The sequence below is a fragment of the Kitasatospora sp. P5_F3 genome, from assembly GCF_054049135.1.
In genome coordinates, this window is record NZ_JBFUMY010000034.1 from 14,142 (window position 1) to 36,967 (window position 22,826).

25 protein-coding genes and 1 pseudogene are annotated in these 22,826 nt (G+C 72.8%); 17 read left to right on the plus strand and 9 right to left on the minus strand.

The annotated features are described in order from the left end of the window. Positions 1 to 28: 28 nt before the first annotated feature. The 3 genes from ACXJMZ_RS21455 (at position 29) to ACXJMZ_RS21465 (ending at position 2,160) form a co-directional block, all read left to right on the plus strand. Positions 29 to 673: a sugar transferase gene (locus ACXJMZ_RS21455; RefSeq protein WP_457031682.1), complete on the plus strand. Its 645-nt coding sequence runs from the start codon at positions 29 to 31 to the stop codon at positions 671 to 673. Between the two features lie 58 nt (positions 674 to 731). Continuing rightward, on the plus strand, positions 732 to 1,343 hold the full coding sequence (locus ACXJMZ_RS21460) for an acetyltransferase (protein WP_457031683.1): 612 nt from the start codon (positions 732 to 734) through the stop codon (positions 1,341 to 1,343). A 322-nt stretch (positions 1,344 to 1,665) separates the two neighbouring features. After that, entirely contained in the window at positions 1,666 to 2,160 is a 495-nt protein-coding gene (locus ACXJMZ_RS21465; RefSeq protein ID WP_457031684.1) for an NUDIX hydrolase, read from the plus strand. A gap of 31 nt (positions 2,161 to 2,191) precedes the next feature. Here the strand turns inward: ACXJMZ_RS21465 and ACXJMZ_RS21470 are convergent, their stop codons facing one another. Further along, a complete protein-coding gene (locus tag ACXJMZ_RS21470; protein ID WP_457031685.1) occupies positions 2,192 to 3,121 on the minus strand; it encodes an NAD-dependent epimerase/dehydratase family protein in 930 nt (309 codons plus the stop codon). A 129-nt stretch (positions 3,122 to 3,250) separates the two neighbouring features. Next, positions 3,251 to 3,772 carry a PTS sugar transporter subunit IIA domain-containing protein gene (locus tag ACXJMZ_RS21475; RefSeq protein ID WP_457031686.1) on the minus strand — a complete coding sequence of 174 codons (522 nt, stop codon included), beginning with the start codon at positions 3,770 to 3,772 and terminating at the stop codon, positions 3,251 to 3,253. Positions 3,773 to 4,039: 267 nt separating this feature from the next. Here ACXJMZ_RS21475 and ACXJMZ_RS21480 point away from each other — a divergent pair, with 267 nt between their 5' ends. The 3 genes from ACXJMZ_RS21480 (at position 4,040) to ACXJMZ_RS21490 (ending at position 6,850) form a co-directional block, all read left to right on the plus strand. Continuing rightward, complete coding sequence (locus tag ACXJMZ_RS21480; protein WP_457031706.1) at positions 4,040 to 4,276, plus strand: DUF397 domain-containing protein; 237 nt, start codon at positions 4,040 to 4,042, stop codon at positions 4,274 to 4,276. Between the two features lie 652 nt (positions 4,277 to 4,928). Next, a complete protein-coding gene (locus ACXJMZ_RS21485; protein ID WP_184922226.1) occupies positions 4,929 to 5,423 on the plus strand; it encodes a hypothetical protein in 495 nt (164 codons plus the stop codon). A 287-nt stretch (positions 5,424 to 5,710) separates the two neighbouring features. Continuing rightward, complete coding sequence (locus tag ACXJMZ_RS21490; protein WP_457031687.1) at positions 5,711 to 6,850, plus strand: acyl-CoA dehydrogenase family protein; 1,140 nt, start codon at positions 5,711 to 5,713, stop codon at positions 6,848 to 6,850. A 200-nt stretch (positions 6,851 to 7,050) separates the two neighbouring features. On the opposite strand, the gene ACXJMZ_RS21495 is transcribed toward ACXJMZ_RS21490, so the two are convergent. Beyond that, complete coding sequence (locus ACXJMZ_RS21495) at positions 7,051 to 8,193, minus strand: aminoglycoside phosphotransferase family protein (RefSeq protein WP_457031688.1); 1,143 nt, start codon at positions 8,191 to 8,193, stop codon at positions 7,051 to 7,053. Positions 8,194 to 8,648: 455 nt separating this feature from the next. Here ACXJMZ_RS21495 and ACXJMZ_RS21500 point away from each other — a divergent pair, with 455 nt between their 5' ends. Next, on the plus strand, positions 8,649 to 10,115 hold the full coding sequence (locus tag ACXJMZ_RS21500; protein WP_457031689.1) for a DNA-binding protein NsdB: 1,467 nt from the start codon (positions 8,649 to 8,651) through the stop codon (positions 10,113 to 10,115). A 33-nt stretch (positions 10,116 to 10,148) separates the two neighbouring features. Here ACXJMZ_RS21500 and ACXJMZ_RS21505 read toward each other — a convergent pair whose 3' ends face one another. Further along, entirely contained in the window at positions 10,149 to 10,451 is a 303-nt protein-coding gene (locus tag ACXJMZ_RS21505; RefSeq protein WP_057233917.1) for a PAS domain-containing protein, read from the minus strand. 297 nt (positions 10,452 to 10,748) lie between these two features. On the opposite strand from ACXJMZ_RS21505, the gene ACXJMZ_RS21510 reads away from it, so the two are divergent. Beyond that, positions 10,749 to 12,164, plus strand: coding sequence for a HEAT repeat domain-containing protein (locus ACXJMZ_RS21510; RefSeq protein ID WP_457031690.1), 1,416 nt, complete (start codon positions 10,749 to 10,751; stop codon positions 12,162 to 12,164). Between the two features lie 91 nt (positions 12,165 to 12,255). Further along, a complete protein-coding gene (locus ACXJMZ_RS21515; RefSeq protein ID WP_457031691.1) occupies positions 12,256 to 12,978 on the plus strand; it encodes a DUF1775 domain-containing protein in 723 nt (240 codons plus the stop codon). 19 nt (positions 12,979 to 12,997) lie between these two features. On the opposite strand, the gene ACXJMZ_RS21520 is transcribed toward ACXJMZ_RS21515, so the two are convergent. Then, a complete protein-coding gene (locus ACXJMZ_RS21520) occupies positions 12,998 to 13,843 on the minus strand; it encodes an undecaprenyl-diphosphate phosphatase (RefSeq protein ID WP_457031707.1) in 846 nt (281 codons plus the stop codon). A 149-nt stretch (positions 13,844 to 13,992) separates the two neighbouring features. Continuing rightward, positions 13,993 to 15,207 (minus strand): annotated as a pseudogene (locus ACXJMZ_RS21525) (CocE/NonD family hydrolase); the annotation flags it as partial. A gap of 65 nt (positions 15,208 to 15,272) precedes the next feature. Here ACXJMZ_RS21525 and ACXJMZ_RS21530 point away from each other — a divergent pair. The 6 genes from ACXJMZ_RS21530 (at position 15,273) to ACXJMZ_RS21555 (ending at position 18,454) form a co-directional block, all read left to right on the plus strand. Beyond that, positions 15,273 to 15,467: a TetR/AcrR family transcriptional regulator C-terminal domain-containing protein gene (locus ACXJMZ_RS21530; RefSeq protein WP_457031692.1), complete on the plus strand. Its 195-nt coding sequence runs from the start codon at positions 15,273 to 15,275 to the stop codon at positions 15,465 to 15,467. Positions 15,468 to 15,533: 66 nt separating this feature from the next. Beyond that, positions 15,534 to 15,656: a hypothetical protein gene (locus tag ACXJMZ_RS21535; RefSeq protein WP_457031693.1), complete on the plus strand. Its 123-nt coding sequence runs from the start codon at positions 15,534 to 15,536 to the stop codon at positions 15,654 to 15,656. 25 nt (positions 15,657 to 15,681) lie between these two features. Continuing rightward, complete coding sequence (locus ACXJMZ_RS21540) at positions 15,682 to 16,566, plus strand: oxidoreductase (RefSeq protein WP_457031694.1); 885 nt, start codon at positions 15,682 to 15,684, stop codon at positions 16,564 to 16,566. Beyond that, complete coding sequence (locus tag ACXJMZ_RS21545) at positions 16,563 to 17,393, plus strand: DUF3626 domain-containing protein (RefSeq protein WP_457031695.1); 831 nt, start codon at positions 16,563 to 16,565, stop codon at positions 17,391 to 17,393. Before ACXJMZ_RS21540 ends, ACXJMZ_RS21545 begins: the two co-directional genes overlap by 4 nt. 44 nt (positions 17,394 to 17,437) lie before the next feature. After that, positions 17,438 to 17,866, plus strand: a complete 429-nt coding sequence (locus ACXJMZ_RS21550; protein WP_457031696.1) for an ASCH domain-containing protein — start codon at positions 17,438 to 17,440, stop codon at positions 17,864 to 17,866. 57 nt (positions 17,867 to 17,923) lie between these two features. Further along, entirely contained in the window at positions 17,924 to 18,454 is a 531-nt protein-coding gene (locus ACXJMZ_RS21555; RefSeq protein WP_457031697.1) for a gamma carbonic anhydrase family protein, read from the plus strand. On the opposite strand, the gene ACXJMZ_RS21560 is transcribed toward ACXJMZ_RS21555, so the two are convergent. From ACXJMZ_RS21560 to ACXJMZ_RS21570, 3 genes are all read right to left on the minus strand, one after another. Next, positions 18,455 to 19,075, minus strand: a complete 621-nt coding sequence (locus tag ACXJMZ_RS21560; RefSeq protein WP_457031698.1) for a LysE family translocator — start codon at positions 19,073 to 19,075, stop codon at positions 18,455 to 18,457. It lies immediately after the preceding gene. Positions 19,076 to 19,144: 69 nt separating this feature from the next. Then, complete coding sequence (locus tag ACXJMZ_RS21565) at positions 19,145 to 19,966, minus strand: ABC transporter permease subunit (protein ID WP_457031699.1); 822 nt, start codon at positions 19,964 to 19,966, stop codon at positions 19,145 to 19,147. Further along, on the minus strand, positions 19,963 to 20,883 hold the full coding sequence (locus ACXJMZ_RS21570) for an ATP-binding cassette domain-containing protein (protein ID WP_457031700.1): 921 nt from the start codon (positions 20,881 to 20,883) through the stop codon (positions 19,963 to 19,965). Before ACXJMZ_RS21570 ends, ACXJMZ_RS21565 begins: the two co-directional genes overlap by 4 nt. A 131-nt stretch (positions 20,884 to 21,014) precedes the next feature. Between ACXJMZ_RS21570 and ACXJMZ_RS21575 the strand changes: the two genes are divergently transcribed. Both ACXJMZ_RS21575 and ACXJMZ_RS21580 read left to right on the plus strand, forming a co-directional pair. Continuing rightward, the gene (locus ACXJMZ_RS21575) at positions 21,015 to 22,169 is read left to right on the plus strand and encodes a sensor histidine kinase (RefSeq protein ID WP_457031701.1); all 1,155 of its coding nucleotides are present in this window, start codon (positions 21,015 to 21,017) and stop codon (positions 22,167 to 22,169) included. Beyond that, positions 22,166 to 22,822, plus strand: coding sequence for a response regulator (locus ACXJMZ_RS21580; protein WP_457031702.1), 657 nt, complete (start codon positions 22,166 to 22,168; stop codon positions 22,820 to 22,822). The genes ACXJMZ_RS21575 and ACXJMZ_RS21580 overlap by 4 nt, the downstream gene beginning before the upstream one ends. Positions 22,823 to 22,826 lie beyond the last annotated feature (4 nt).

The window sequence follows — 22,826 nt, forward strand, 5'->3', positions numbered from 1 at the left end:
ACCTCACACCACACCCGCTGGGGGAGAAATGAAACGAGGGGGGGACCTCGTGGTCACCACGCTGGCCGGAAGCATCGCGCTTCCGCTCGGTCTGGTGATCGCGATCCTGATCCGCTGCACCATGGGCGGCCCTGTGCTCTTCCGTCAGACCCGGACCGGCCGTGCCGGTGCGGAGTTCGAGATCCTCAAGTTCCGCACCATGAGGGACAAGCGCTTCGCCGACGAACCCGACGCGCCCCGGATCACCCGGCTCGGCGCGCTGCTCCGCAAGACCAGCCTGGACGAGCTGCCGCAGCTGTGGAACGTGCTGCGCGGCGAGATGGGCGTGATCGGCCCCCGGCCCACGCTGCCCGAGCAGGTCGTGCACTACTCGCCGCGGCAGCGCGGCCGGCTGGCGATCCGGCCCGGGCTGACCGGCTGGGCCCAGGTCAAGGGGCGCAACTCGATCAGCTGGCCGGAGCGGATCGAACTCGACCTCTGGTACATCACCAACCGGACGGTCGGACTCGACCTCCGGATCCTGCTGATGACCGCCCGTCAACTGCTCCGCCCGGCCGGGATCACCGCGGTCGGCGGGGTAAACCCGGGCTTCCCGATCCCGACCACCACCACCCGCATCGTGCTGCCCCGGCAGGCGACGGCCCCGCGCATTCCGGTGGAGGAGGCCTCCTGACGGGTACCACATGCGGCAGCATCGAGCCCCTGGGTGGTGCAACTTGACGAGGAGTGAGATGAACCTGTGGATCGTCGGGGCCGGCGGTGTCGGCCGGGAGGCGTTGGACACCGCGCTCGCGGCCGGTGTCCCGGTGGCCGGGTTTCTGGACGACCGGGCGCAGGGGGGCACCGTGCGCGGATTGCCGGTGCGGGCGCCGAAGGAGCTCGCCGCCGGGGCGGAGTACCTGATCGGGATCGCCGACCCGGCGGTGCGGGCCCGGCTGGCCGCGCTGCTGGACGGCCTCGGTGGGCGGGCGGTGACGCTGGTGCACCCGAGGGCGATCGTCGCGCCGGAGACCGAACTCGGCCCCGGCTGCCTGGTGATGGGGGGCGCGTACGTCTCCAGCAGCGTCCGGATCGGCGCGCACAGCCAGGTGCACTACAACGCGACGGTCGGCCACGACACGGTGCTGGCCGACCTGGTGACGGTCTATCCGGGCGGCAACGTGTCCGGTTCGGTGCACGCGGAGCAGGGCGCCACGGTCGGCAGCAACGCCGTGGTGCTGCAAGGCCGTCGCCTGGGCCGGTACGCCTTCGTCGGCGCCGCGGCCGTGGTCACCCGGGACGTGCCGGCGGCCGCCACGGTGGTCGGCTCGCCGGCTCGGCCGATGGCCCCTCGGGGAGTCTGACTCAGGGCTCACCGAGCAGGCGCTCGGCCTCCGGCAACTCGGTTCGGCCTCCACCCCGCCCTCCGCCAGTCCGTCGGCCAGCTGGGTCAGCACCGACCGGGCCCTCGGCAGGTCGCCGACGGCGGCGTTCGTCCAGACGGTCACCGCCTCCGCGAAGGGCAGCCCGGGACTTCACGGGTCGGCCGGTCGGTACGGCGGAGATAGTGAGCCGGTCGATCCGGCCGGCCTGGATCACCTTCCTGGCCTTGGACAGACCCGTGATCAGGTTCCGGATCGAGTCCTGGGAGTCATCGGCACCCCCCCGAGCGCATAGGGTCGGGCCATGGCCATTCCTTCCTTCCTGGCGGAGCTGCGCTCCGTCGTCGGCACCCGTCCGCTCTGGCTCTCCGGCGTGGGGGCGGTGGTCCGGGACGAGCAGGGCCGGGTGCTGCTCAACCGCCGTTCCGACTCCGGTCGTTGGTCGATCRTCGGCGGCATCCTCGACCCGGGGGAGCAGCCCGCCGACGGGCTGGTCAGGGAGGTGTTCGAGGAGACCGGCCTGGTGGTCGAGCCGGAGGCACTGGCGTCGGTGACCGTGTCGCCGCTGCTCAGCTACCCGAACGGGGACCAGGCCCAGTACCTGGACCTGACCTTCCGCTGCCGCCAGGTCTCCGGCGACGCCCGGGTGAACGACGACGAGTCGCTGGAGGTGGCCTGGTTCGCCCCGACCGAGCTGCCCGAGCTGGACGACTACGCCCGCTACCGGCTCGAACTGGCCCTGGCGGGAAAGGCCGAGACGGTGTTCTCCTTCACCCCGCCGACGGGCGACCCGGCCTGATCCGGAGTCAGTGACCGGGCCCGACCGGGGATCAGAGCGTCCGGAACCACTCGGCGGTGCGCTCGATGCCCTCGCGCAGCGGCACGGGTACCACCTCGGGGAACAGCTCCCGGAGCCGGCTGTTGTCGGCCTGCGAGTCGCGGACGTCACCGGCCCGGGGCTCGACGTGTTCGGCGGCCAGCGGCAGGCCGAGCACCGAGCCGATCTCGTCGATCAGCTCCAGCAGCGTGGTCCGGGTGCCGAAGGCCAGGTTCACCGGGTCGGCGTGCACCACCCGGCGGACCACCGCCTCGCTGATCACCTGGGTGACCGTGCCGACGTAGGTGAAGTCCCGGCTCTGGCCGCCGTCCCCGTGCACGGTCAGCGGCCGCCCGGCCAGCGCCGCGTCCAGGAAGGCGGGCAGCACGGCCGCGTACGCGTGCCCGGCGGGCTGCAGCGGGCCGAACACGTTGAAGAACCGCAGCGGCAGCACGCCCAGCCCGTAACAGTGGTGGTAGGCCGTCAGATACGCCTCGGTGGCCAGCTTGCTGACCGCGTACGGGCTCATCGGCGCCGTCCGCATGGTCTCCCGCTTGGGGAGCTCCCGGTTGGCCCCGTAGACCGAGGACGAGGACGCCGCCACCAGGTAGCCGACGCCCGCCCGGCGGGCCGCCTCCAGCACCTCCAGGGTGCCGGTGGCGTTGGCGTGGTGGCTGGCCAGCGGATCGGCCACCGAGCGCGGCACCGAGGGCAGCGCGGCCAGGTGCACCACCGCGTCGGCGCCCGCGAAGGCGCCGTCCAGCAGGGCCGGGTCCAGGATGGTGCCCTCGTGCAGGGTCACGTCCAGGCCGGCCAGGTTGGCCTTGCTGCCGGTACTGAGGTTGTCGACCACGGCCACGTGGTCCACCTCGGGACGGGCCAGCAGGGCCCGGGCGAGATTGGCTCCGATGAAACCGGCTCCGCCGGTCACGACCACCCGCATGTTCAAGCTCCCCCCACCGTCGGCCCGCGGCCTCCCCGCCTCGGGCGCACTGCGCCGCATGCTATCGGCGTGGCCACCACCGACGTGCGGATCTCGTGAACTCCGGTGCGGATCGGGTGGATCCGTGGCTCAGAGCTTGCGTTGGCGGTACATCTCCTCGGCCGCGTCCAGCACCGCCGCCAGGTCCCCGCCCGCGCTGGCGGTGGCCACCGCCGCCACCGCCCCCTCCACGAACGGGGCGTCGGCCAGCCGGACCGGGAACGGCAGCCCGTGCTCGTCCGCGTCGGTCAGCAGCGCCCGGACGGTGTCGACCGCGCTGCCCAGGTCGGCCAGGACCGCGACCCCGTGCCCCTGGTCCACTCGGCGGGCCGCCGCGGCCACCAGGACCGCGCTGGTACCGAGCCCGTCCGCCAGGCTGCCCCCGGTGGCGGCCACCGCCGCCGGGTCGTCGGTCCCGGTCAGCCCGACGGCGAGCGCGGCGACCGCCTCGGCCAGCCGCTGGCTGTGCGAGACCAGCACCACGCCGACCCGCCCGAGCCCGGCCGCCCGGGGGTGCCGCGGAACCTCGGATTCCGGCTCGCCGGGGTGCGGCGCGGACGGGGCCTGTGAGATGGGAATCACATCGGCCCGGGGGTCCTCCCGGCGTTCCATGACTGCTCCTCGGGGCCTCTGCGGTACACGGTCTGACGGGGCGTCCTCTGACGGGGCGTGGAACAACACTCTCGCAGCCGTACCCCGGTCGCGACCGGATCCGCCCGGCCCTAGCACAGCACGTGTCGCAGGCGGGGTGGAACGACTTATCCGGCCCCGTGCGGAGGGGCGAAAGCGGCAAGCCGGTGCAGGCCGGGCCCGGCTGGCTAGGGTGGGGTCACGTTCGACAGGGAGGAGCATCCAGTGGCGGCCGACAGTGGCACCAGCGTGGCGAGCGAGACCGGGGCAGCCCAGGGATGGGGCCCGAAGCCGGAGCTGGACCTCACCGGGGCGGAGTGGCTCTCCAGCGACCAGGGCGACGGCGCGGTACAGATCGCCTTCGTCGGCGAGTACATCGCGATGCGGGACGGGCGGGAGCCGGACGGGCCGGTGCTGGTCTTCACCCCGGCCGAGTGGCGCGCGTTCGTTCTCGGGGCGCGGGACGGCGAGTTCGACCCACGCTGACTCCTACTTCGTCAGCTCGGCGGGACGGCAGTCGGCACCGGAAAGAAATCTGATGGTCCGATAGTCGTTGACTGTCCGACAAGTAACGGCTCACAGTAAGAAGCAGACAGACGCCGTGCCCAACGCCCCCACGCGTCCAGGCACGGCGCCTGCTGTGCGGTCCGGGCACAAGTGCCGGACCCCTCCCGAGGTAGAACCCCGGACGCACCTGGGTGCGCCGTCGCCGGGAGGCGTGGCTTCGGCTCCGAGAGCGACTCGGAGACCGGTGCCGGGTTCCCGGGATCCGCACGCCCCCACGCGGCGGTGTCCCGGGCAGGTTCGCGAGCTGCGACGGGCCGGGGCCCCGCGAACCTGGTCTATGGGTGTTGTGTGTGCTGCTCTGCGCCTGACGCTACTCGACGGTCGGTGGACAGCGGAAAGTGCCTGTGCAGGTGACTCGGGTGTCGCACGACGATGTGCATGAGGGAACGCGCACGCGGACGCGCTGCGACAACACCGCCCCCCGGTGGATCGAGCCCACAGCGGCTGTCGTGCTGAACCGAACGTAGCCCGGACGGTTGCTCAGAGTCAACATTGGTCTCTGAGCGTGGATCTCGCCCGGGGCACCCACCCGCCCCGTGAGCAGGGCGTGACCGCACCGTACGATGGTGTCATGTCATTTCTCCGCCGCCGCTCCGGCTCTCCTGCGGGACCGGACTTCGACGTGCTCGCGATGGACCCGGGCGACTGGCCGGGCGACTTCGGCGCCATGATGATGAGCGGCCCGGACGGCTCCTGTCAGGGCATCTTCCTGCGGTACGACCTGTTCGGCGGTCGTGGCCCCGCGATGTTCATCGGGAATCTGCCCGAGGGATCGCCGGCCCGGGACGCCGAGGACGGTGTCCCGTTCGAGATCCGCCAGCTGCTCACCGCACTGGAGAACGAGGAGCCGGTCGAGTTCGTCTCGGCCGAGGACTTCCCGGTCATGCTCGGCGACGACCTGCTGATCGTCCGGAAGGTCAAGGTCAGCGAGGAGCGGGTGTTCTGCGCCCAGTTCGGCCGCAGCGACGGCGTCCAGGTCACCATCGCCTCCTGGGACCGGCCGATTGCGGACGATCTCTACCAGCTGCTCAAGCCGCTCCCGGCGGACATGTTCCAGCAGGGCTGATTTCCGGCCAGACCCTGCTTGACGGTACTGATCAACGCTTCGTACAGTCACCAGCATGTCGTGTCCCCGCCCCCTGCTGCTGACCCGGCGCAGCTATCTCGATCTGCGGCGTACCGCGAGCGCGGCGTGTCCGGGCCGCTGAGGGGGAGTCGACTCCTCCGGCGGCCCGCCTCCGGCTGAATCCAGCCGTTCTGCACGAGGTTGTCGCCTACGGTTCCGCGCGCCCTCGCCGGTGCGCCCGCCCGCAGTTCGCCGCGCACCACGCTGCCGCCCGGAGGCATCCGCACATGACCGTCACTGATGGCACCTCACCCGTCGCGGACGCCCTCGCCCGGCTGCCCCGGGTGGTCGACCTGCTGGCGGCCCGGGCCGAGGAGCACGACCGGGACGCCACTTTCCCGTACCAGGGCATCGAGGCCGTGCACGAGGCCGGGCTGCTCACCCTGACGATCGGTCAGCGCTACGGCGGCCCCGGCGGCACGCTCGCCGACACCGTCCGGCTGCTCGCCCAACTCGGGCGCGGGGACGCCTCGGTGGCGGTGCTCACCGCCTTCACCCTGCTCCAGCACGCCGAGCAGGCCAGGAACGGCAGCTGGCCGTCCGGGGTCTACCGCCGGCTGCTGACCGAATCCCGCCGGGGCCCCGCCCTGGTCAACACGCTGCGCGCGGAGCCCGGCGGCCGGCTGGCCACGGTGGCCCGCTGGGACGGCAGCGGCTGGCGGCTGACCGGCCGGAAGACCTTCTGCGCGGGAGCCGAGGCGCTGGCCTGGCTGGCGGKCCGGGCCCGGACCGAGGAGACCGTTCCGCGGACCGGCCTCTTCCTGGTCCGCGGTGACAGCCCGGGCATCGAACTCGACCCGGTCTGGGACCAGTTGGGTCTGCGGGCGAGCGCCGGGCACGACGTGCTGCTGACCGATGTCGCGGTGGCCGCCGACGCGGTGGTCGGGCTGGCCGGAACCCTTGCCGAGGAGCCGCCCGCCGACCGACTGGACCGGGCCTGGCGTGAACTCGCCCTCTCCGCCGTACACCTGGGCGTCGCCCGGGCCGCGCAGGAATGGCTGATTCGGTTCCTCGGCCAGCGGACTCCGGCCAATCTGACCGAGCCGCTGGCGACCGTGCCCAGGTACCGGACGGCGGTGGCCGAGATCGAAGCCTCGCTGATCGGCGCCGAGGAACTGCTGTACGGCCTGGCCGCCCGGGTGGACCAGGGCGACCAGGCGGCCGCCGCCCGCTCCGGGGCGGCCCAGCTGCTGGTCAACCGCACCGCCACCGCAGCCGTCCAGCAGGCCGTCACCCTCACCGGCAACCCCGGCCTCAGCCGCCGCCACCCCCTGGAGCGCTACCTCCGCGACGTCCTCAGCGGGCGCACCCACCTCGCACCCGAGGACATCGTCCTCGACGGTCTCGCCCGCACCCTCCTGGGCTAGCTATTCGGGCACACGCTGCGGCAGCCAGGGGCTCGGGGCCCTGCTGATGTGCGGCTCCGCCGCGTGGGCGACGCCGACCTGTGGAGCGTTGCACCTGTGTGGATGGTCAGGCACTTTCGCAGTGACCCGAACGCCAGATCTCCTCGCAGTTCCCCGAGCCCCTGGACCGTAACCGGCTGAGCACCTGCAAAGGCCTCTGCTCAGCGGGTACCCACGGCGGTGCGCACCGCCCGGCGGGCGAGTGCGGCGTCGTCGTAGAGGCGGCGGATCATGATGCGCTGCTCCTCGCCCGCACCCGGGACGTCGTGCAGGCGGATCTCCCGCATCAGCACCAGGACCAGGTTGACCAGGAACGCGTCCCGCGCCACCGTCCCGCCGGACTGGGCGAGTTGGCTGATCTGGCGGCGGGCGGCCGAGTCCCCGGAGAGGACGCTCCAGAGCACCGCCAGGTCGTACCCGGGCAGGTACCAGCCGGCCTGCTCCCAGTCGACCAGGACCGGGCCCGACGGAGCGAGCAGGATGTTGCCGAGCAGCGCGTCGCCGTGGCAGAGCTGGAGCGGGCTGCCGGCCAGGCCGTGCAGCAGGGCCCGCAGGTCGCTCGCGTCCCGGTCGGTGAGCTGGCCGACCGAGTGGAAGCGGGAGATCTCCAGCTGGTAGTCGAGCGGCTTGCCGAACACGTCGGTCGGCGGCCGCCAGAGGTTCAGCGAACGGATCGAGCCGAGCACCGCGCGCAGCTCGCCGGGGGTCGGCGCGCTCACCGGGTGCCGCTCGCGGGCGGCCTGACGGCCCGGTACCCGCTCCATCACGAGCACGCAGCGCTCGTGGTCGGCGGCCACCAGCCGGGGCAGCCGGACCGGCGGACGGTGCCGGACGAAGGCCCGGTAGACCGAGACCTCGTGGTGGAATCGTTCGATCAACTGCTCGGCGTGCTCGCTGCGAAGCGCCTGCGGAGCAAGGCACTTGGCGACCACGGGTGCCCGGCCGATGGTGCCGGCGATCAGGATGTGTCGGCTGCCTTCCCGCAGGACCTGGCGGGGAAGGAAGCCAGGGCATATCCGCGAGATGTTGGCGAGGGCGGCCCGTACGGCGGGCGTCTGCAGGGCGGCCGGGTCGAGCCGGTCGGCGGTGGCGGCCTCCAGGGCGCGGCCGCGGTGCAGCCGGTCGGTGCCGTTGCGGGCCGCCAGCTGGTCGGCCTGACGGGGGAGCAGGCCGCGTGCGGTGGCCAGCGCCCTCGGGTCGCGGTACGGGGCCGGTCCCTGGCCGGGGCGACCGCCGGCTGCGGTGGGGGGGCGCAGCGCGGTACGGGTCTGGGTGGAGGTGCCGGTGGTCGCTGAGGAGTACATAGGGTGGTGAGGGTCCCTTCCTGGCCGGCGGCTGGCCTCTGCCGGTGTCTGCTACGGACTGCCCCGGGTGACGGAGGTGTGCACCGTCGCGGTGCACCGCCGGGGCGGAGGGGTGGAGCGCAGGCGCCGGGCACGGAACTTGAGTGGCCGTCACGACCCGCACCCTGGGGAGTACGTGCCGTGCGCCTGCCCTGGCCATGCCCGGCGCCTGTGCGCCACCCTGCCGCGCCACCCCCTCGGGTGAGGCCCCGGAAAGTCCGTTGACGGCTGCTCAGGGCAGTCCCTGAGCCGTTTTCGGGCCTTCCGACCCGGAGTCGGGGTGGCGCATCTCTACCTGACACCCGGTCAGCACTGGTGCACCATGTGGCGGACCCTGGCGAAGCGTGGCGAATGGTCGCGCGGCACATGCCAGCGCACTAGGGTCGAGAGCAGCCGAGGATTCCTGGGGGCTTCACGTGAGCAAGGGGCCGAACGCCAGATTCGCCGACCTGTTCGCCCTGACCGGCTGGTCCAAGGGCGAGTTGGCGAGGTTGGTGAACCGGCGCGGTGCGGCGATTGGTCAGCAGCAGCTGTCCACCGACACCTCGCGGGTACGGCGCTGGATGGAGCAGGGGGAGATCCCCCGCGATCCGGTGCCGAGACTACTGGCCGCCGTGTTCACCGAGCGGCTCGGCCGTGTCGTCACCACTGAGGACCTCGGTCTGGAACGACACCGGCCCACCAGGTCCGGCAGCACGCCGTCAGCAGAACCCTGGGAGTCGGATCGGACGGCTGAAGTCCTCACCGAGTTCACGGGAATGGACCTCATGCTCAACCGACGCGGACTGGTGGGCGCGGGCACCGCGCTCGCCGCGGGCACAGTCATCGGCGACAACCTCTACGACTGGATGCGGGGCGCCGACGTGGCAGCCGCAGTCCAACGGCCGGGCCTCCGAAGAGTGATCACCCAGGGCGGGCCCCGGCCGGTCATCGACGTGTACGAGCCGGGCCCGGTGGGCGCGGAGGAAGTGACCGCGCTGGAGCGGTCGGTGGAGGTCTTCCGGGCCTGGGACGCCTCCCGGGGCGGCGGCCTGCAGCGCAAGGCGGTGGTCGGCCAGCTGAACGAGGTGGGCGGGCTGCTCACGCACGACCTGCGGCCCGACGTGAAGCAGCGGCTCTGGATCGTGGCCGCCAACCTGGCGGTGCTGGCCGGCTGGATGTCGCACGACGTGGGCCTGGAGCCCACCGCGCAGCGGTACTTCGTGATCGCGGCGCAGGCGGCCAGGGAGGCGGACGACCGGCCGCGGGCGGGTGAGGCGATCTCCCGGGCTGCCCGGCAGATGCTCCATCTCGGCCGGGCCGACGACGCGTTGGAGCTGATGCAGCTGGCCCGGGCCAGCAGCGGGGATCAGATGCTGCCGCAGACCAGGGCGATGCTGCACACCGTGGAGGCGTGGGCGCAGGCCGCGCTCGGCCGGGCCGACGCCACCCGCCGGGTGCTCGGCGAGGCGGAGGAGCTGTTCGTCCAGCACAGCGACCTGGCGGCGCCCACCTGGATGGCCACCTTCAACGAGGCCGAGCTGCACGGCATGCAGGCGCTGGTCTACCGGACGCTGGCCGAGCACGACCCGGGCGCGGCCCGGCTGGCCGAGCGGCACGCGCAGCGCGCGATGGACCTGCGGGCGACCACCGGCCGGGAGCGCTCCAGCCTGCTCGACGAGATCACCCTGGCCTCGGTCTACTGGCTCTCCGGCGAGCCGGAGGGGGCAATGACGCACGCCAAGCTGGCGCTCAACTCGATCGGCCAGACCTCCTCGACCCGGACCTGGGACCGGCTGCGCGAGATGTACCGGCTGTCCAGCCGCTACCAGGGCGTGCCGGCGGTGGCCGAGCTGCGGGCGGAGATCCACGCGGTGCTGCCCGAGGCCCGCCGGGAGATCTGAGCCCCGCAGGGTGGACGAGAGGGCTGCCGAGGCTCAGGCGAGCTGACGGAGTGACATCCGCAGGGCGGTCACCTGGCCGTCCTGGTCGAGCATGGGTACGCCGGTGACCTGGAGGTGGCGCGGCTCGTCGCCGGGCTGTTCGATCGGCACCAGGCCGGATTCGGCCTGCCCGCGCAGCAGCGCGGAGGTGACCACCCGGCGGAGCGTGGGCCGGTCCGCCCGGAGCAGCTGGTCGAGGCTGAGCGGCCCGAGCCGCGGATCACGGCCGAGCAGCCGGTAGACCTCGGGCTGCCAGCTGACCTGGTCGGTGCGCAGGTCCCAGACGGCGGTGCTCATCGCTACCCCTCACGAAGGTATGGGCAAGGAGGACGCCCAAGGCGTGCGGCGGTGGGAAGACTCTGCCATGGGGGCGGGACGGGTGTGAGGGGTTATGGCAATTCCTTCACGGAAGTTCCATTGGCATATGCGGCGACGAGGTCCGGGAACCGACCTGATCGGCCCTGTGTGCGTAAGGGGCGCCCAGGCGGTAACCTTCGGTGATTCCGGCGCCCGGGCGCCCTTGCAGGAGCCATCAGACCCCCCGGCGACGGAAATCCCGTTGCCACCACGACCGCCGCAACGGATGCTGACGTCATGTTCGAGCCAGTGATAGCGCCCAGTGCCAGCCTCCTCGGCCTCCTCCAGCGAGGCCGTGGTGACGGACAGCTGCATGCGCTCGCGGCCGACCGTCACGAGGCGATCGCCGCCCTGGAGGAGTGCGTCACCAACGACCCCAGGGCCGACTGGCAGGTCGAGAACCGCTCCCTTTACTACGCTCGCCTCTTCATGGAGCTGGAGGCGCCGCTCAGCGGGCTCGAGCAGCATCTGCACGCCACGGAGGACGTCTTCGAGCCGGACGAGTCGCGGACCGGCCTGGCCCTGGCGGTGCTCGGCCACCTGGCCGCGTACGGCCGCCGGGACGCCCTGGACCTGCTTCGCGGCTACGTCGCGGTCGGCACCAACTGGGCCTGGGCGCTGGACGAGCTGGCGCTGCGCGACGACGACCGCACCCTGCTCTCGTTGGCCCCGTCGGTGCTCGGCCGCTTCCCGGCCGACCCGCAGGGTGACGCCGGGCTGCGGGCCGCGATCAGAGCTGCGTACGAGCCCCGGCCGTGGCGGCTGTGGGCCGCGCACCACCCCCGGATCGCCGCCGCGAGCGAGCAGTCCCCGTTCGACCTGTGGCAGCGGCAGATGAACCGCGGCGGGATCACCCCCGGCTGGAGCACCACCGATGTGCTCGCCTGGGCGGACCAGGCCGAGCCCGGCGGCTCCGCCGAACGCCGCGCGGCCGCCGCCGCGCGCTGCCTGGCCGCCGTGGTGCGTCCCGAGGACCGGCAGACGGTGCTGGAGGCCGCCCGGACGGGCTCGCCCGGGGCCAGGACGGCCGCCCTCCGTTACCTGGTGGACCAGCAGGATCCGGACGCCGCCGATCTGATCGAGGCCGCCGCCGCCGACATCGACGAACGGGTCGTCAACGCGGCCCTGTCGGTGCTCGGCCGGATGCGCGGCCCGGCAGCCCTGGCCCATGCCCGCCGCTGGGCCGACCCCGCCACCGGTGGCGCCGACAGCGCGCTCGGCGAGGTCGCCGTCCAACTGCTCGCCGACGCCGGCGAACCGGCCGACGGGCCGTTGGTGGTCGACGGGCTGCGCCAGTGGATCTCGGTCCGGGGCGTGACCGGAGCCGGCCTCGGCACCCTGGTCGACGGTGTGGGGCGGCTGGCCGCCGCCGGAGCCGTCCCCGCCCTGCGTCACGTCTACGGCGAGGCGGGCTCCTCCGAGCTGCGCGGCCGGGCCGCCCGCGCGCTGGCCGTCACGGACCCGCACTTCGCTCGCGGGATAGCGGTCGAGTGCCTCTGGGACTGCGAGGAGGCCACCCGCGAGCTGGCCGCCCGCCACGTCACCACCACCGGCGACGTCCGGGTGCTGGAGCGGCTGCGCCGACTGGCCGCCGATCCGGCCGAGGAGGCCGAGCTGCACGCGGTCATCCGCGGGCGCCTGACCGGGCACTGAAGCAAGGTCGCCCTTTCGGGCCGACGAGCGCGGGGCGACTGGCATGATGGACGGGCCCTCCGCCCGTCCGTACCCGGGAGCCTCGCCGCTGATGATCCGTTACCGCTCGCTCGCCCGAGTCGCCGCGCCGACAGCCGCTCTGGCCGGGGTGGTGCTGCTCGGCGGCCCCGCCTTCGCGCACACCGGGGTCACCTCCCAGCAGGCCCAGGCACTGGCGGTGGACGCCGTGCTCTCGTTCAAGGCGGCGGGGGAGTCGGACACGGCCGGGATCGACGAGGTGCAGGTGGTGCTGCCGGCCGGGATCGCGCCCGCCGACGTGAGTCTGGTGAAGGCCCCGGAGGGCTGGACGTTCAAGCCGGGAGCCGAGGGCTTCTCGGTGGCCGGGCCCGGTCTGGCACCGGGTAAGAACGCCGAGTACCAGGTGAAGGTGCGTCAGCTGCCGGACGCCCAGCAGGTGGTGTTCAAGACCCTGGTGCTCTACACCGACACCCAGGTGGACCGCTGGATCGAGGTCCCGCAGGGCGGCAGCGAGCCGAAGAACCCGGCCCCGGTGCTCAAGCTGGCCAAGGCCGCCCCCGGCGCCGTGGTGCTGGCCGCACCGACTCCCAGCCCGACGCCGACCCCCACGCCGAGCCCGTCCCCGTCCCCGACGCCTTCGCCTTCGCCGGCGGCCTCCGCGACCACGGTGCTGGTCCTGGAGCAGCACACCGACCAGGGTGCGGGCAACGGCGGGATCGTCATCGGCACGGTCGCCGTCCTGCTGGTCGCGGTCGGCGGTGTGATCTGGTGGCGCCGCCGCTCGGCAGACAGCTGAGCGACGGCACCACCGGGGGTCACTTGACCGGGACGCCCGCGTCCGGCGCCAGCACGCCCGCCGTCACCAGGCCGATGATCAGGATGCCGAGCGCCACCCGGTAGATCACGAACGGCATGAAGCTGTGGCTGGAGATGTACTTCAGGAACCAGGCGATGGCCGCGTAGCCGACCACGAAGGCGATCAGGGTCGCCAGAATGGTCGGCCCCCAGGCCGGGGCCGGGCCCTCGCCGATCTTGAACAGCTCCAGCACGCCGGAGGCCAGCACGGCCGGGATGGCGAGCAGGAACGAGTACCGGGCCGCCGCCTCCCGGCTGTAGCCGAGCAGCAGGCCCGCGCTGATCGTGCCGCCCGAGCGGGACACCCCGGGGATCAGCGCCAGTGACTGCGCCAGCCCGTACCCGATGGCGTGAGGCAGCGTCAGCTCGCTGATCGGCTTGGCGTGCCGGACCGCTCGGGTGCGGTCGGCGATCGCCAGGATCACGCCGAACACGATCAGCGTGGTGCCGATCACCCGCAGATCGCGCAGGGTGGTCTCGATGGTGTCCTGGAACAGCGCCCCGAAGACGGCGATCGGCAGCGTGCCCAGGATGACGAACCAGCCGAGCCTGGCGTTCGGGTCGCTGCGCCGCTCGCGCTTGAAGAGCGCGACCACCCAGGCCGAGACGATCGCCGCGATGTCCTTCCGGAAGTAGATCAACACGGCCGTCTCGGTACCCAGCTGGGTCACCGCGGTGAAGGCCGCTCCCGGGTCCTGCCAGCCCACCAGGGCCGAGAACACCCGCAGGTGGGCGGAGGAGGAGACCGGGAGGAACTCGGTGAGGCCCTGGACGAGGCCGAGTACGGCGGCGTGGAACCACTCGATCACCGGGCACCCGCCGCGGTTATCTGGGGGAGGGTGCGCATCAGCTCTGGTCCTGTTCTGTTCACGGAAACCGGGGCGCGCCGCCCCGTCGTCGCACCGGCGCCGCCGGGCTCACAGGGCACCGTCCGGCGCAGCCAGATGATACGGGCTCAAGGTGTACGGCCGCCGCCGAGGGCCCGTACTGCCGACGGTTGGTGGACGGTCAGCTCGGTAGCCACGAGGGTGGTCGCGGTGGCGTCGGGTTCGCCGGTGCCGGGGTTGCGGGCGTACCGGGGGTGCGGTGCGCCGCTCAGCTGGAGACGGAGCCGGTGCCCGGCGGCGAAGCGGTGCGCGGTGTGGTCGAGGTCGACCATGACGGCGACCGGTCCGGACCCGGTCGGGGTGAGCCGGAGGACTCCGTCGCAGACGTTGACCGAGCGGCCGCGCGGGTCGACGTCGCAGAGCCGGGCGAACAGGTCGGTGTGCCCGGCGGTGACCAGCAGGTCCACGGCGACCGGGCCGAGCAGCTCGACCGGCTCGGAGAGCGGCGCGGTGCTGAAGGTCAGCACGTCCGGGCGGGCCTCCCGGCGGTCGTTCCGCCGGGGGCCGGCCTGCTGGGAGAGCAGCGGGCCGCCGGCCGAGGGCGTCGGGTCGGCCGGGTCGACCCGGAAGCCGACCGGCCCCGTCTCGGTCGGCTCGGGGGCCAGCCGTCCGTCCGCCAGGTACCAGCGCCGTTCGATACCCTCGCCCGGCCAGTCGGCCAGGTCGCGCCAGTTGTCGCCCAGGTTCACTCGTACGGGCTGCGCCCGCAGACCCGACGGGTCGTCGCACAGGTGCGCCCGGAGCCAGGCCAGGCTCTCCCGGAACACCTCGGGCAGGCCGGGGCCGAGCGTGGAGGTGTGCGTCCACGGCCCGATCAGCAGCGAGCTCGGGCAGCCGGCCGTGCGCAGCCGCTTCCACTGCCGCAGGGTCTGGTCGAGGCAGACGTCCGACCAGCCGGCGACCAGCGCGGTCGGTACGGCGTGCCGCTCGGCGACCGGGCCGAGGTCGGCGCCCGCCCAGTACGGATCGGTGGGGTCGGGGTGGTCCAGTGCCTCGTCCAGGAACGCCACCCGGCCCCCGGTCCCGGCCGGGTACGCCTCGCGCAGTGGCAGGCCCCGGGTGGCTCGGCGCAGGTTGTGCTGCAGCCGGGTGGAGGCGCGCMGCAGCGCGCCGAGGCCGTGTTCGAAGTTCACCAGGCCGACGGTGGCGACCAATGCGTTCTCGAGGTTGAGGACACCGCCGGAGTAGAAGAAGGAGTGCGGGTCGTGGATGCCGTTCTGCACCACCATGGCGCGCAGCTCCGGCGGCGGTTCGGCGGCCAGCGCCCACTGGGTGTAGCCGAGATAGCTGGGGCCGCCAGAGTGCGGCCTCGCCGTCCGAGCCGCCGGTGCCCCGGCAGCGCGCCCTGATGCACCGTCACCCCTGGCTGCCCACCGCCCTCCCGCTCCGCCGCACCATCGGGCCCGGCACGCTGGCCTCGCTGGAGCACGCGCTCGCGGTGCTGGCGCCGACCGGGCTGCCCGGCGCGGCCCGGCTGGAGGTCTTCGCCCTGCTCACCGGCTTCGTGGCCAGCCACGTCGGGTACGAGGTGGCGCAGCGTTAGGCGCTGGAACGTTCCACCCGGAGCGCCGCCGACCTCGGCGCGGCCCAGCTCCGCTACCTCACCACGATGGCGGAGACCGGCCGCTACCCCCAGCTCGCCGCCACCCTGGCCGAACCGCCCGCTCCCGCCGACCCGGAGTCCACCTTCGAGCGGCTGCTCGGCAGGCTGGTCAAATCGTTGTTGCCGTGATCAGGGCATGTGGCATCATCCCGGGATGATCACTGCGGCGAACTCCGGCACCTGGACCCTCGGCGACCTCACCGTCAACCGGCTCGGCTTCGGTGCGATGCGGCTGACCGGCAGCGCCGCCTTCGACCTGGGCACCCCCAGCAACCGGGAGCGCTCAATAGCCGTGCTCCGGAAGGCCGTCGAGCTCGGCGTCAACCACATCGACACCGCCGCCTTCTACTTCTCCCCGCTGCGCTCCGCCAACGAGCTGATCAACCGGGCGCTCGCCCCGTACGCCGACGACCTGGTGATCACCACCAAGGTCGGCCCCGGGCGCGGCCCGTCCGGCGACTGGCTGGACTGGCCCCGGCCCGACCAGCTGCGCGGTCAGGTCGAGGAGAACCTGCGCCAGCTCGGCCGCGACCACCTGGACGTGGTCAACCTGCGGATGCAGGGACGGGGTCCGCTCGCCGAGCACTACGGCGCCCTGGCCGAGCTGCGGGCGGCCGGCCTGATCCGCCACCTCGGTATCTCCAACGCGGACGCCGCCCAGCTGGCCGAGGCCCAGACCGTCGCGCCGGTGGTCTGCGTGCAGAACCGGTTCGGGCTCGGCGCCGCTGCTGCCCAGCAGGAGCTGCTGCGCAGCTGCGGCGAGCAGGGCGTGGCCTTCGTCCCGTTCTTCGCGATCGCGGGGGAGGGCAAGGAGAGCGGCGTGGGTGGCACCGACAGCCCCGAACTGCTCGCGGTGGCAGCCGCGCACGGCGCCTCCCCGGCCCAGATCCGGCTCGCCTGGACGCTGGCCCAGGGCCCGCACGTGCTCGCCATCCCCGGCACCGGCAACCCCGACCACCTGGTGGAGAACATCGCGGCCGGCGCCCTCCGGCTGTCCGCCGCCGAGCTGGCCACCCTGGACGCCCTGGCCGCCCGATGACCGTCACCGCGGCGGAGCTGGCGCTCCGTCACATCGAGGCCCGGTCCACCGGCGGGCCGCTGACCGCGGGCCTGCGGGTCACCCTCAACTTCCACCCGGACCGGGCCTTCGCGGGCGGCCGCCCGATCCTGCGCGCGCTGGCCGAGGACGGCGCCTACCACTCCCAGTTCGTCACCGGCACCAGCAACGGCGGCCTGACCGCCCACCCCGGCGGCGACCGCTGGCACTGGGAGAGCCGGATCTTCGGGAGTGCGTACGACGCCGCACCCGCCGAACAGCGCCCGGTGTACGGCGCGCTGAACTTCCGTCACCAGCCGGCCGGGGCCGCCCCGAGGTTCGGCTCCGCGCACCTCCGGCTGACCGCCGAGGCGCTCGCCCGGACCACCTTCTGCTACCCCGACAGCTTCCTGGAGCCGGCCGACTTCGGCACCGCCGCACGGATGTCCCTGGTCGAACTGGCCGAGGCCGACGAACAGGACGCCCTGGACGACTACGTCGAGGCCCATGTGCACGGCGGCGTCCGGCTGGACCGCGACGTCGAGGCCCTGGTGCTGGACCCGAGCTTCCGGGGCACCGCCGTCGAGGCCGACGCGGCCGGGCTGCCCTGCCCGGTCGAGTGGCACCCGGGGTACCGGCTCGCGGTCACCGAGCTGCGCCGCCACCCGGACTACCGGCGTGCCGAGTACGTCGAGCTGGGTGCCGCGATCGCCGAGGACGGGTGGCTCGACCCCCGCGTGCTCGGCGCGGCGGTGGCCACCGGGGAGCACGATCCGCAGGACCTCAAGAAGGTCTGGCACTACCTGGCCCGGTTCGGTACGGCAGGCTGATTATTGACGGGCTTTCGACCCGGCCGGTCGGTAGCCTGCGCGGCATGGACCTCGAAACCCTGCCCGTGATGGAGTTCGCCTTCCCCGGCCCGCTGCGCGACCAACTCGTCGCAGCGGTCCTGTCCGGCGCCAAGACCACCACCTCCGCCCTGGCGGCCGGTTACGAGTACGACGGTGAGCCATTGCCGGAGGCCGGTCTGCGGTCGGCAGTGATTGACTCGGCGGGCCGCCGGGTCGCGGCGATCGAGCTCACCGAGGTCCGGGTGGTCCGGCTCGCCGACATCGACCTCCGGCACGCCCTGGACGAGGGCGAGGGCTACGAGTCGGTGGCCCAGTGGCGGGCCGGGCACGAGGAGTTCTGGCACAGCCCGGAGGTCCGCGCGGAGCTCGGCGCCGACTTCACGGTCGACGACGGCACCCTGGTGGTGGCCCAGCGCTTCCGGCTGCTGGACCCCGATCACGGTGAGAGCTGATCAACTGCCTTGGTACGGTGAGCGGGTACCTCACCCGGACCGTTCAACGGAGCACCCATGGCAGAGCCCCTGATCGCCGCAGTCGCCGGCCGGACGCCGAAGGTCGACCCGACCGCGTTCGTCGCCGCCAACGCGGTGGTGGTCGGATCGGTCACCCTCGGCCCCGGCGTGAGCATCTGGTACGGCGCGGTGCTGCGCGGCGACGCCGAGTCGATCACGGTGGGCGCGGACACCAACATCCAGGACAACTGCACGGTGCACGCCGACCCGGACTTCCCGGCGGTGCTCGGCGAGCGGATCTCGGTCGGCCACAACGCGGTGCTGCACGGCTGCACCGTGGAGGACGACGTACTCGTCGGGATGAGCGCCACCGTACTCAACGGCGCCCGGATCGGCGCCGGTTCGCTGGTCGCGGCGGGCGCGGTGGTCCCGCAGGGCATGCAGGTGCCGCCGGGCTCGCTGGTGGCCGGAGTGCCCGCCAAGGTGAAGCGCGAACTCACCGAGGACGAGCGCTCCGGGATCAAGCTCAACGGCCAGGGCTACCTGCTGCTCGCCCGGGCCCACGCCACCGAGCTGGGCCAGGAGTAGTCAGCTCTCGATGGCCATCCGAACACCGAGAAGGACCAGTACAGAGCCGGAGACCTGTTCGAGGCGCTTGCGGACCGTGGCTCGGGAGATGACCTTCTTCATCCGGCCGACGAACCAGACGTACAGGCCGTAGTAACCGATCTCGAAGACGGCCCAGACGGCCGCCAGACCGATCATGGTGGGCAGCTGAGGGGCGCCCGCGGGCACGAACTGCGGGAGGAAGGACATCGCGAACACCGCGGCCTTGGGGTTGGCGAGGTTCAGCAGCAGGCCCGAGCGGTAGGAACTCCAGCCGGAGCGCGCTGTCTGGGGATCCTGCTGCTCCTCCGGTCGCTGCTCGCCGCGGGCGTCCAGCAGCGTCTTCACACCGAAGACGACCAGCGTCACGGCACCGGCGATCCGCATGATGTCGTACGCCAGCTGGGACGCCGCCAGCAGCGCGGTGAGCCCGAGCGCGGCGGTGACACCCCAGACGAAGACGCCGGTCTCATTGCCCAGCACGGTGAGGAATCCGGCACGTCGGCTGCGCAGGGACTGACGGATGATCAGCATCGTGCTCGGGCCGGGTGAGGCCGCGATCAGGGTGCAGGCGCCGAGGAAGGCGAGGAGAGAGCTCAGCATGGGCCTCATCCTGGGGTCCGCTGCTGGTCATGTCCATAGACCTCGTCCCGAGCCCCGGCTCTGCCCGGTTCACACGTCGCGGCGGCGGATCACCAGCAGGGCGAGGGCGAGCACGACGAGCGGCCAGAGTGCGAACACGGCCCAGGAGTCCGGGACGCCGGCTATCCGGATCGGATCGTCGAGCTGACCCCAGGTCTGCACCAGCCGTCGCCAGGCGCTGACCACCATCGTCTGGTTGACGTCGGCGGACCACTGGTTGGTCGGTGCGAACAGCATCGGCAGGATCAGCAGGCTGAAGCAGGTGGCGAGCACGGCCGCCGCGCTGTGCCGGATCAGCACCCCGAGGCCCAGCCCGATCAGTGCGCAGACCGGAGCCGCCAGTACGGAGGCCAGCAGGGCCCGGCCCACCCCGGGGTGGGTGATCGGGACCCCGGCGCCCCGTCCGCTCAGGATCGCCTGGGAGAGCAGGAACGAGGTGAGCGAGACGGCCACCCCGACCACGGCCCAGACCGTGGCGAGCAGCACCGCCTTGGCCAGCACCACCGATCGGCGGGCGGGGACGGCCACGCTGGTGGTGCGGATCAGTCCGCTGCCGTACTCCCCGGCCATGGTGATCGCCCCGATGCTGCCGGAGACCAGCATCAGGGAGACGTAGCCGGCCGGCGGGAAGGCGTCGAAGCACCGGAACCCCTCGAACTCCCGGGATTCCGGGAGGCTGTTCGCCAGGTTCTGATAGTCCCCCAGCGCGGCCGCCACAGCGGATCCGATGACGAACAGGGTGATCAGGGCGAGCGTCCACGGCGTGGAGCGCAGCGAGCGCATCTTGATCCACTCGGCGGCGACCAGATCGCCGAAGCGGACCGGGGGGAGGGTGGGGGCGAGTGTGGTCATCGGGGACGTCCTGCCAGGTAGTCGACGCTGTCGGCGGTCAGTTCCATGAACGCCTCTTCCAACGAGGCGGTCCGGGTGGTCAGTTCGTGCAGGGCGATCCGGTGTTCGAGGGCGAGCGCCCCGATCCGGGCGGCCGGCAGGCCGGTCACGGCGAGCCGTTCGACTCCGGCCGAGCCCTCCGGTTCCACGGAGGCTCCCGCTGCAGTCAGCAGGGCGGCCAGTTCGGCGGCCTGCGGCGTGCCCACCACGACGCTGAGCCGGGCGCTGCGGGCAGCGAACGTCTGCACCGATTCGGCGGCGATCAGCCGGCCCTGACCGATCACCACCAGATCGTCGGCGGTCTGCTCCATCTCCGTCATCAGGTGGCTGGAGAGGAAGACCGTCCGGCCTTCGGCAGCCATCCGGCGGAACAGGTGGCGGACCCAGAGCACACCCTCGGGGTCCATGCCGTTGACCGGTTCGTCGAACATCAGCACCGGCGGGTCGCCGAGCAGTGCGGTCGCGATGCCGAGCCGCTGCTTCATGCCGAGCGAGAAGCCACCGATCCGCCGCCGGGCCACCTCGGCCAGGCCGACCTCCGCCAGCACCTCGTCCACCCGGCGCAGCGGGATGCCGTTGCTGCGGGCCAGGGCGGACAGGTGGGCGGCGGCACTGCGGCCGCCGTGGACGTGGCCCGCGTCGAGCAGCGCGCCGACGTGGTGCAGCCCGCGCCGGTGCTGCCGGAAGGGGACACCGCTGACGGTGGCGGTGCCGCCGGTGGGGGTGTCCAGGCCGAGGATCATCCGCAGCGTGGTGGTCTTGCCGGCCCCGTTGGGCCCGAGGAAGCCGGTCACCCGGCCGGGCCTGACGGTGAAGGAGAGCTGCTGCACGGCCGTCTTGCGGCCGTAGGACTTGGTGAGTTCGTTGACTTCGATCACGGGAGCAACACTGCCGCCGGACCCCCGGAGCGGGCATCGGGCCGGGGGCGGCAATCATCCGGGCAGGTCAGCCCGGGGGCGTACATCCGGGGGCCGATGTCCGGCGGGTGGTGGGCGGATAGTGTCGCGGGATGACGAAGACAAGGGCGACAGCCTGGGGCGGGGGACTGCTGTACCCCCTGGTCCTGCTCCTGTTGGTGGGCGGCGCGTTCCGTTCCCCGAACCTGTACGGGCTGGGGGCGCTGCTCGCGGGTGGTCTGCTGATCGGTGTGCTGCGCCGATCCCCGCTGTGGGCGCTGGTGTTGACCCTGCTCGGCGCGCTCGTGATGGTGGCGGTGGGCGGCCCGGGGCAGAGCCCGGGCCGGTTCATGCCGTTCCTGGCAGCCGACCTGGTCCTGGGCTTCATCGTCGCCACCCGGTCCCGGCGGGTCTCGATCACCGCCGGTGTGCTGTCGTCCCTGTTGCAGGTCGTCACCGCCTTCGGCTTCATGTCCGGGCCCGACCACCAGGTCGCCGTCGCGATCATCTCCGTGCTGCTGCTCGGTACCTGCTGCCTGGGCGGACTGCTGTTCCGGGAGCGCCGCGAGCATGCGGTGGCCCTGCGCTCGCAGGAGGTGTCCGAGGCGGTGACCGCCGAACGGCTGCGAATCGCCAGGGAGTTGCACGACATGGTGGCCCACAGCATCGGGATCATCGCGATCCAGGCCGGGGTCGGCAGCCGGGTCATCGAGACCCAGCCCGCCGAGGCCAAGCAGGCACTGCAGGCGATCGAGGCCACCAGCAGGGAGACCCTGTCGGGGCTGCGGCGCACGCTGGTGGCGCTGCGTCAGGCCGACCCGCAGGCCGAGGCCCCGCTCGGTCCCGCCCCGGGCCTGGCCGACCTCGAACGGCTGGCGGCGGCGACCGCCGACGCGGGGGTCAGGGTCGAGCTCCGCTGGGCCGGTGACCAGCGCCAACTACCGGCCGACATCGACCTTTCGGCCTACCGTATCGTGCAGGAGGCGCTGACCAACGTGGTCCGTCACGCGGGCACCGGGCACTGCTGGGTGACCGTCGACTACGGGGTGGAGGAGCTGTCCGTGGAGGTGCTCGACGAGGGGCGCGGGGTGCCGGGTACCGGGGGTTCCGGGTTCGGAATCACCGGCATGCGGGAGCGGGTCGGCCTGCTGCACGGTCGGTTCAGCGCCGAGCCACGCCCCGAGGGCGGCTTCCGGGTGGCGGCCCGGCTGCCGCTGCCCGAGCCGGCCGTGGCCGGGGTGACCGTGGCCGGGGCGGAGGCGCGATGAGCATCCGGGTGGTGCTCGCCGACGACCAGCCGCTGGTCCGGTCCGGCCTGCGGGTGATCATGGCCGACCACCCCGACCTGGAGGTGGTCGGCGAGGCCGGGACGGGCACCGAGGCGGTCCGGCTGGCCCAGGAGCTGAGCCCCGACGTGGTGCTGATGGACATTCGGATGCCCGGGATGGACGGAATCGAGGCGACCCGCCGGATCATCTCCGCCGGTGGCGCCACCCGGGTCCTGATGCTGACCACCTTCGACGAGGACGACCACGTCTACGGCGCCCTGCGGGCCGGGGCGAGCGGATTCGTGGTCAAGGACATGGCGGTGGACGACATCCTCGGCGCCATCCGGGTGGTCGCCGCCGGGGACGCGCTGATCGCCCCGGGCGTCACCCGCCGCCTGATCGCCGACTTCCTCGACCACCCCGGCCCCGGGCGCACCCCGCAGCCGATCGAGGGCATCACCGAACGGGAACGGGAGGTGCTCACCCTGGTCGGCCGGGGCCTCTCGAACACCGAGATCGCCGAGCAGCTGTTCATCTCGGTGGCCACCGCCAAGTCCCACGTGGCCCGGCTGTTCAGCAAGCTGGGCGCCCGGGACCGGGTCCAACTCGTCATCACCGCCTACGAGATGGGCCTGGCCGGACCCTCGCGCTGATCCG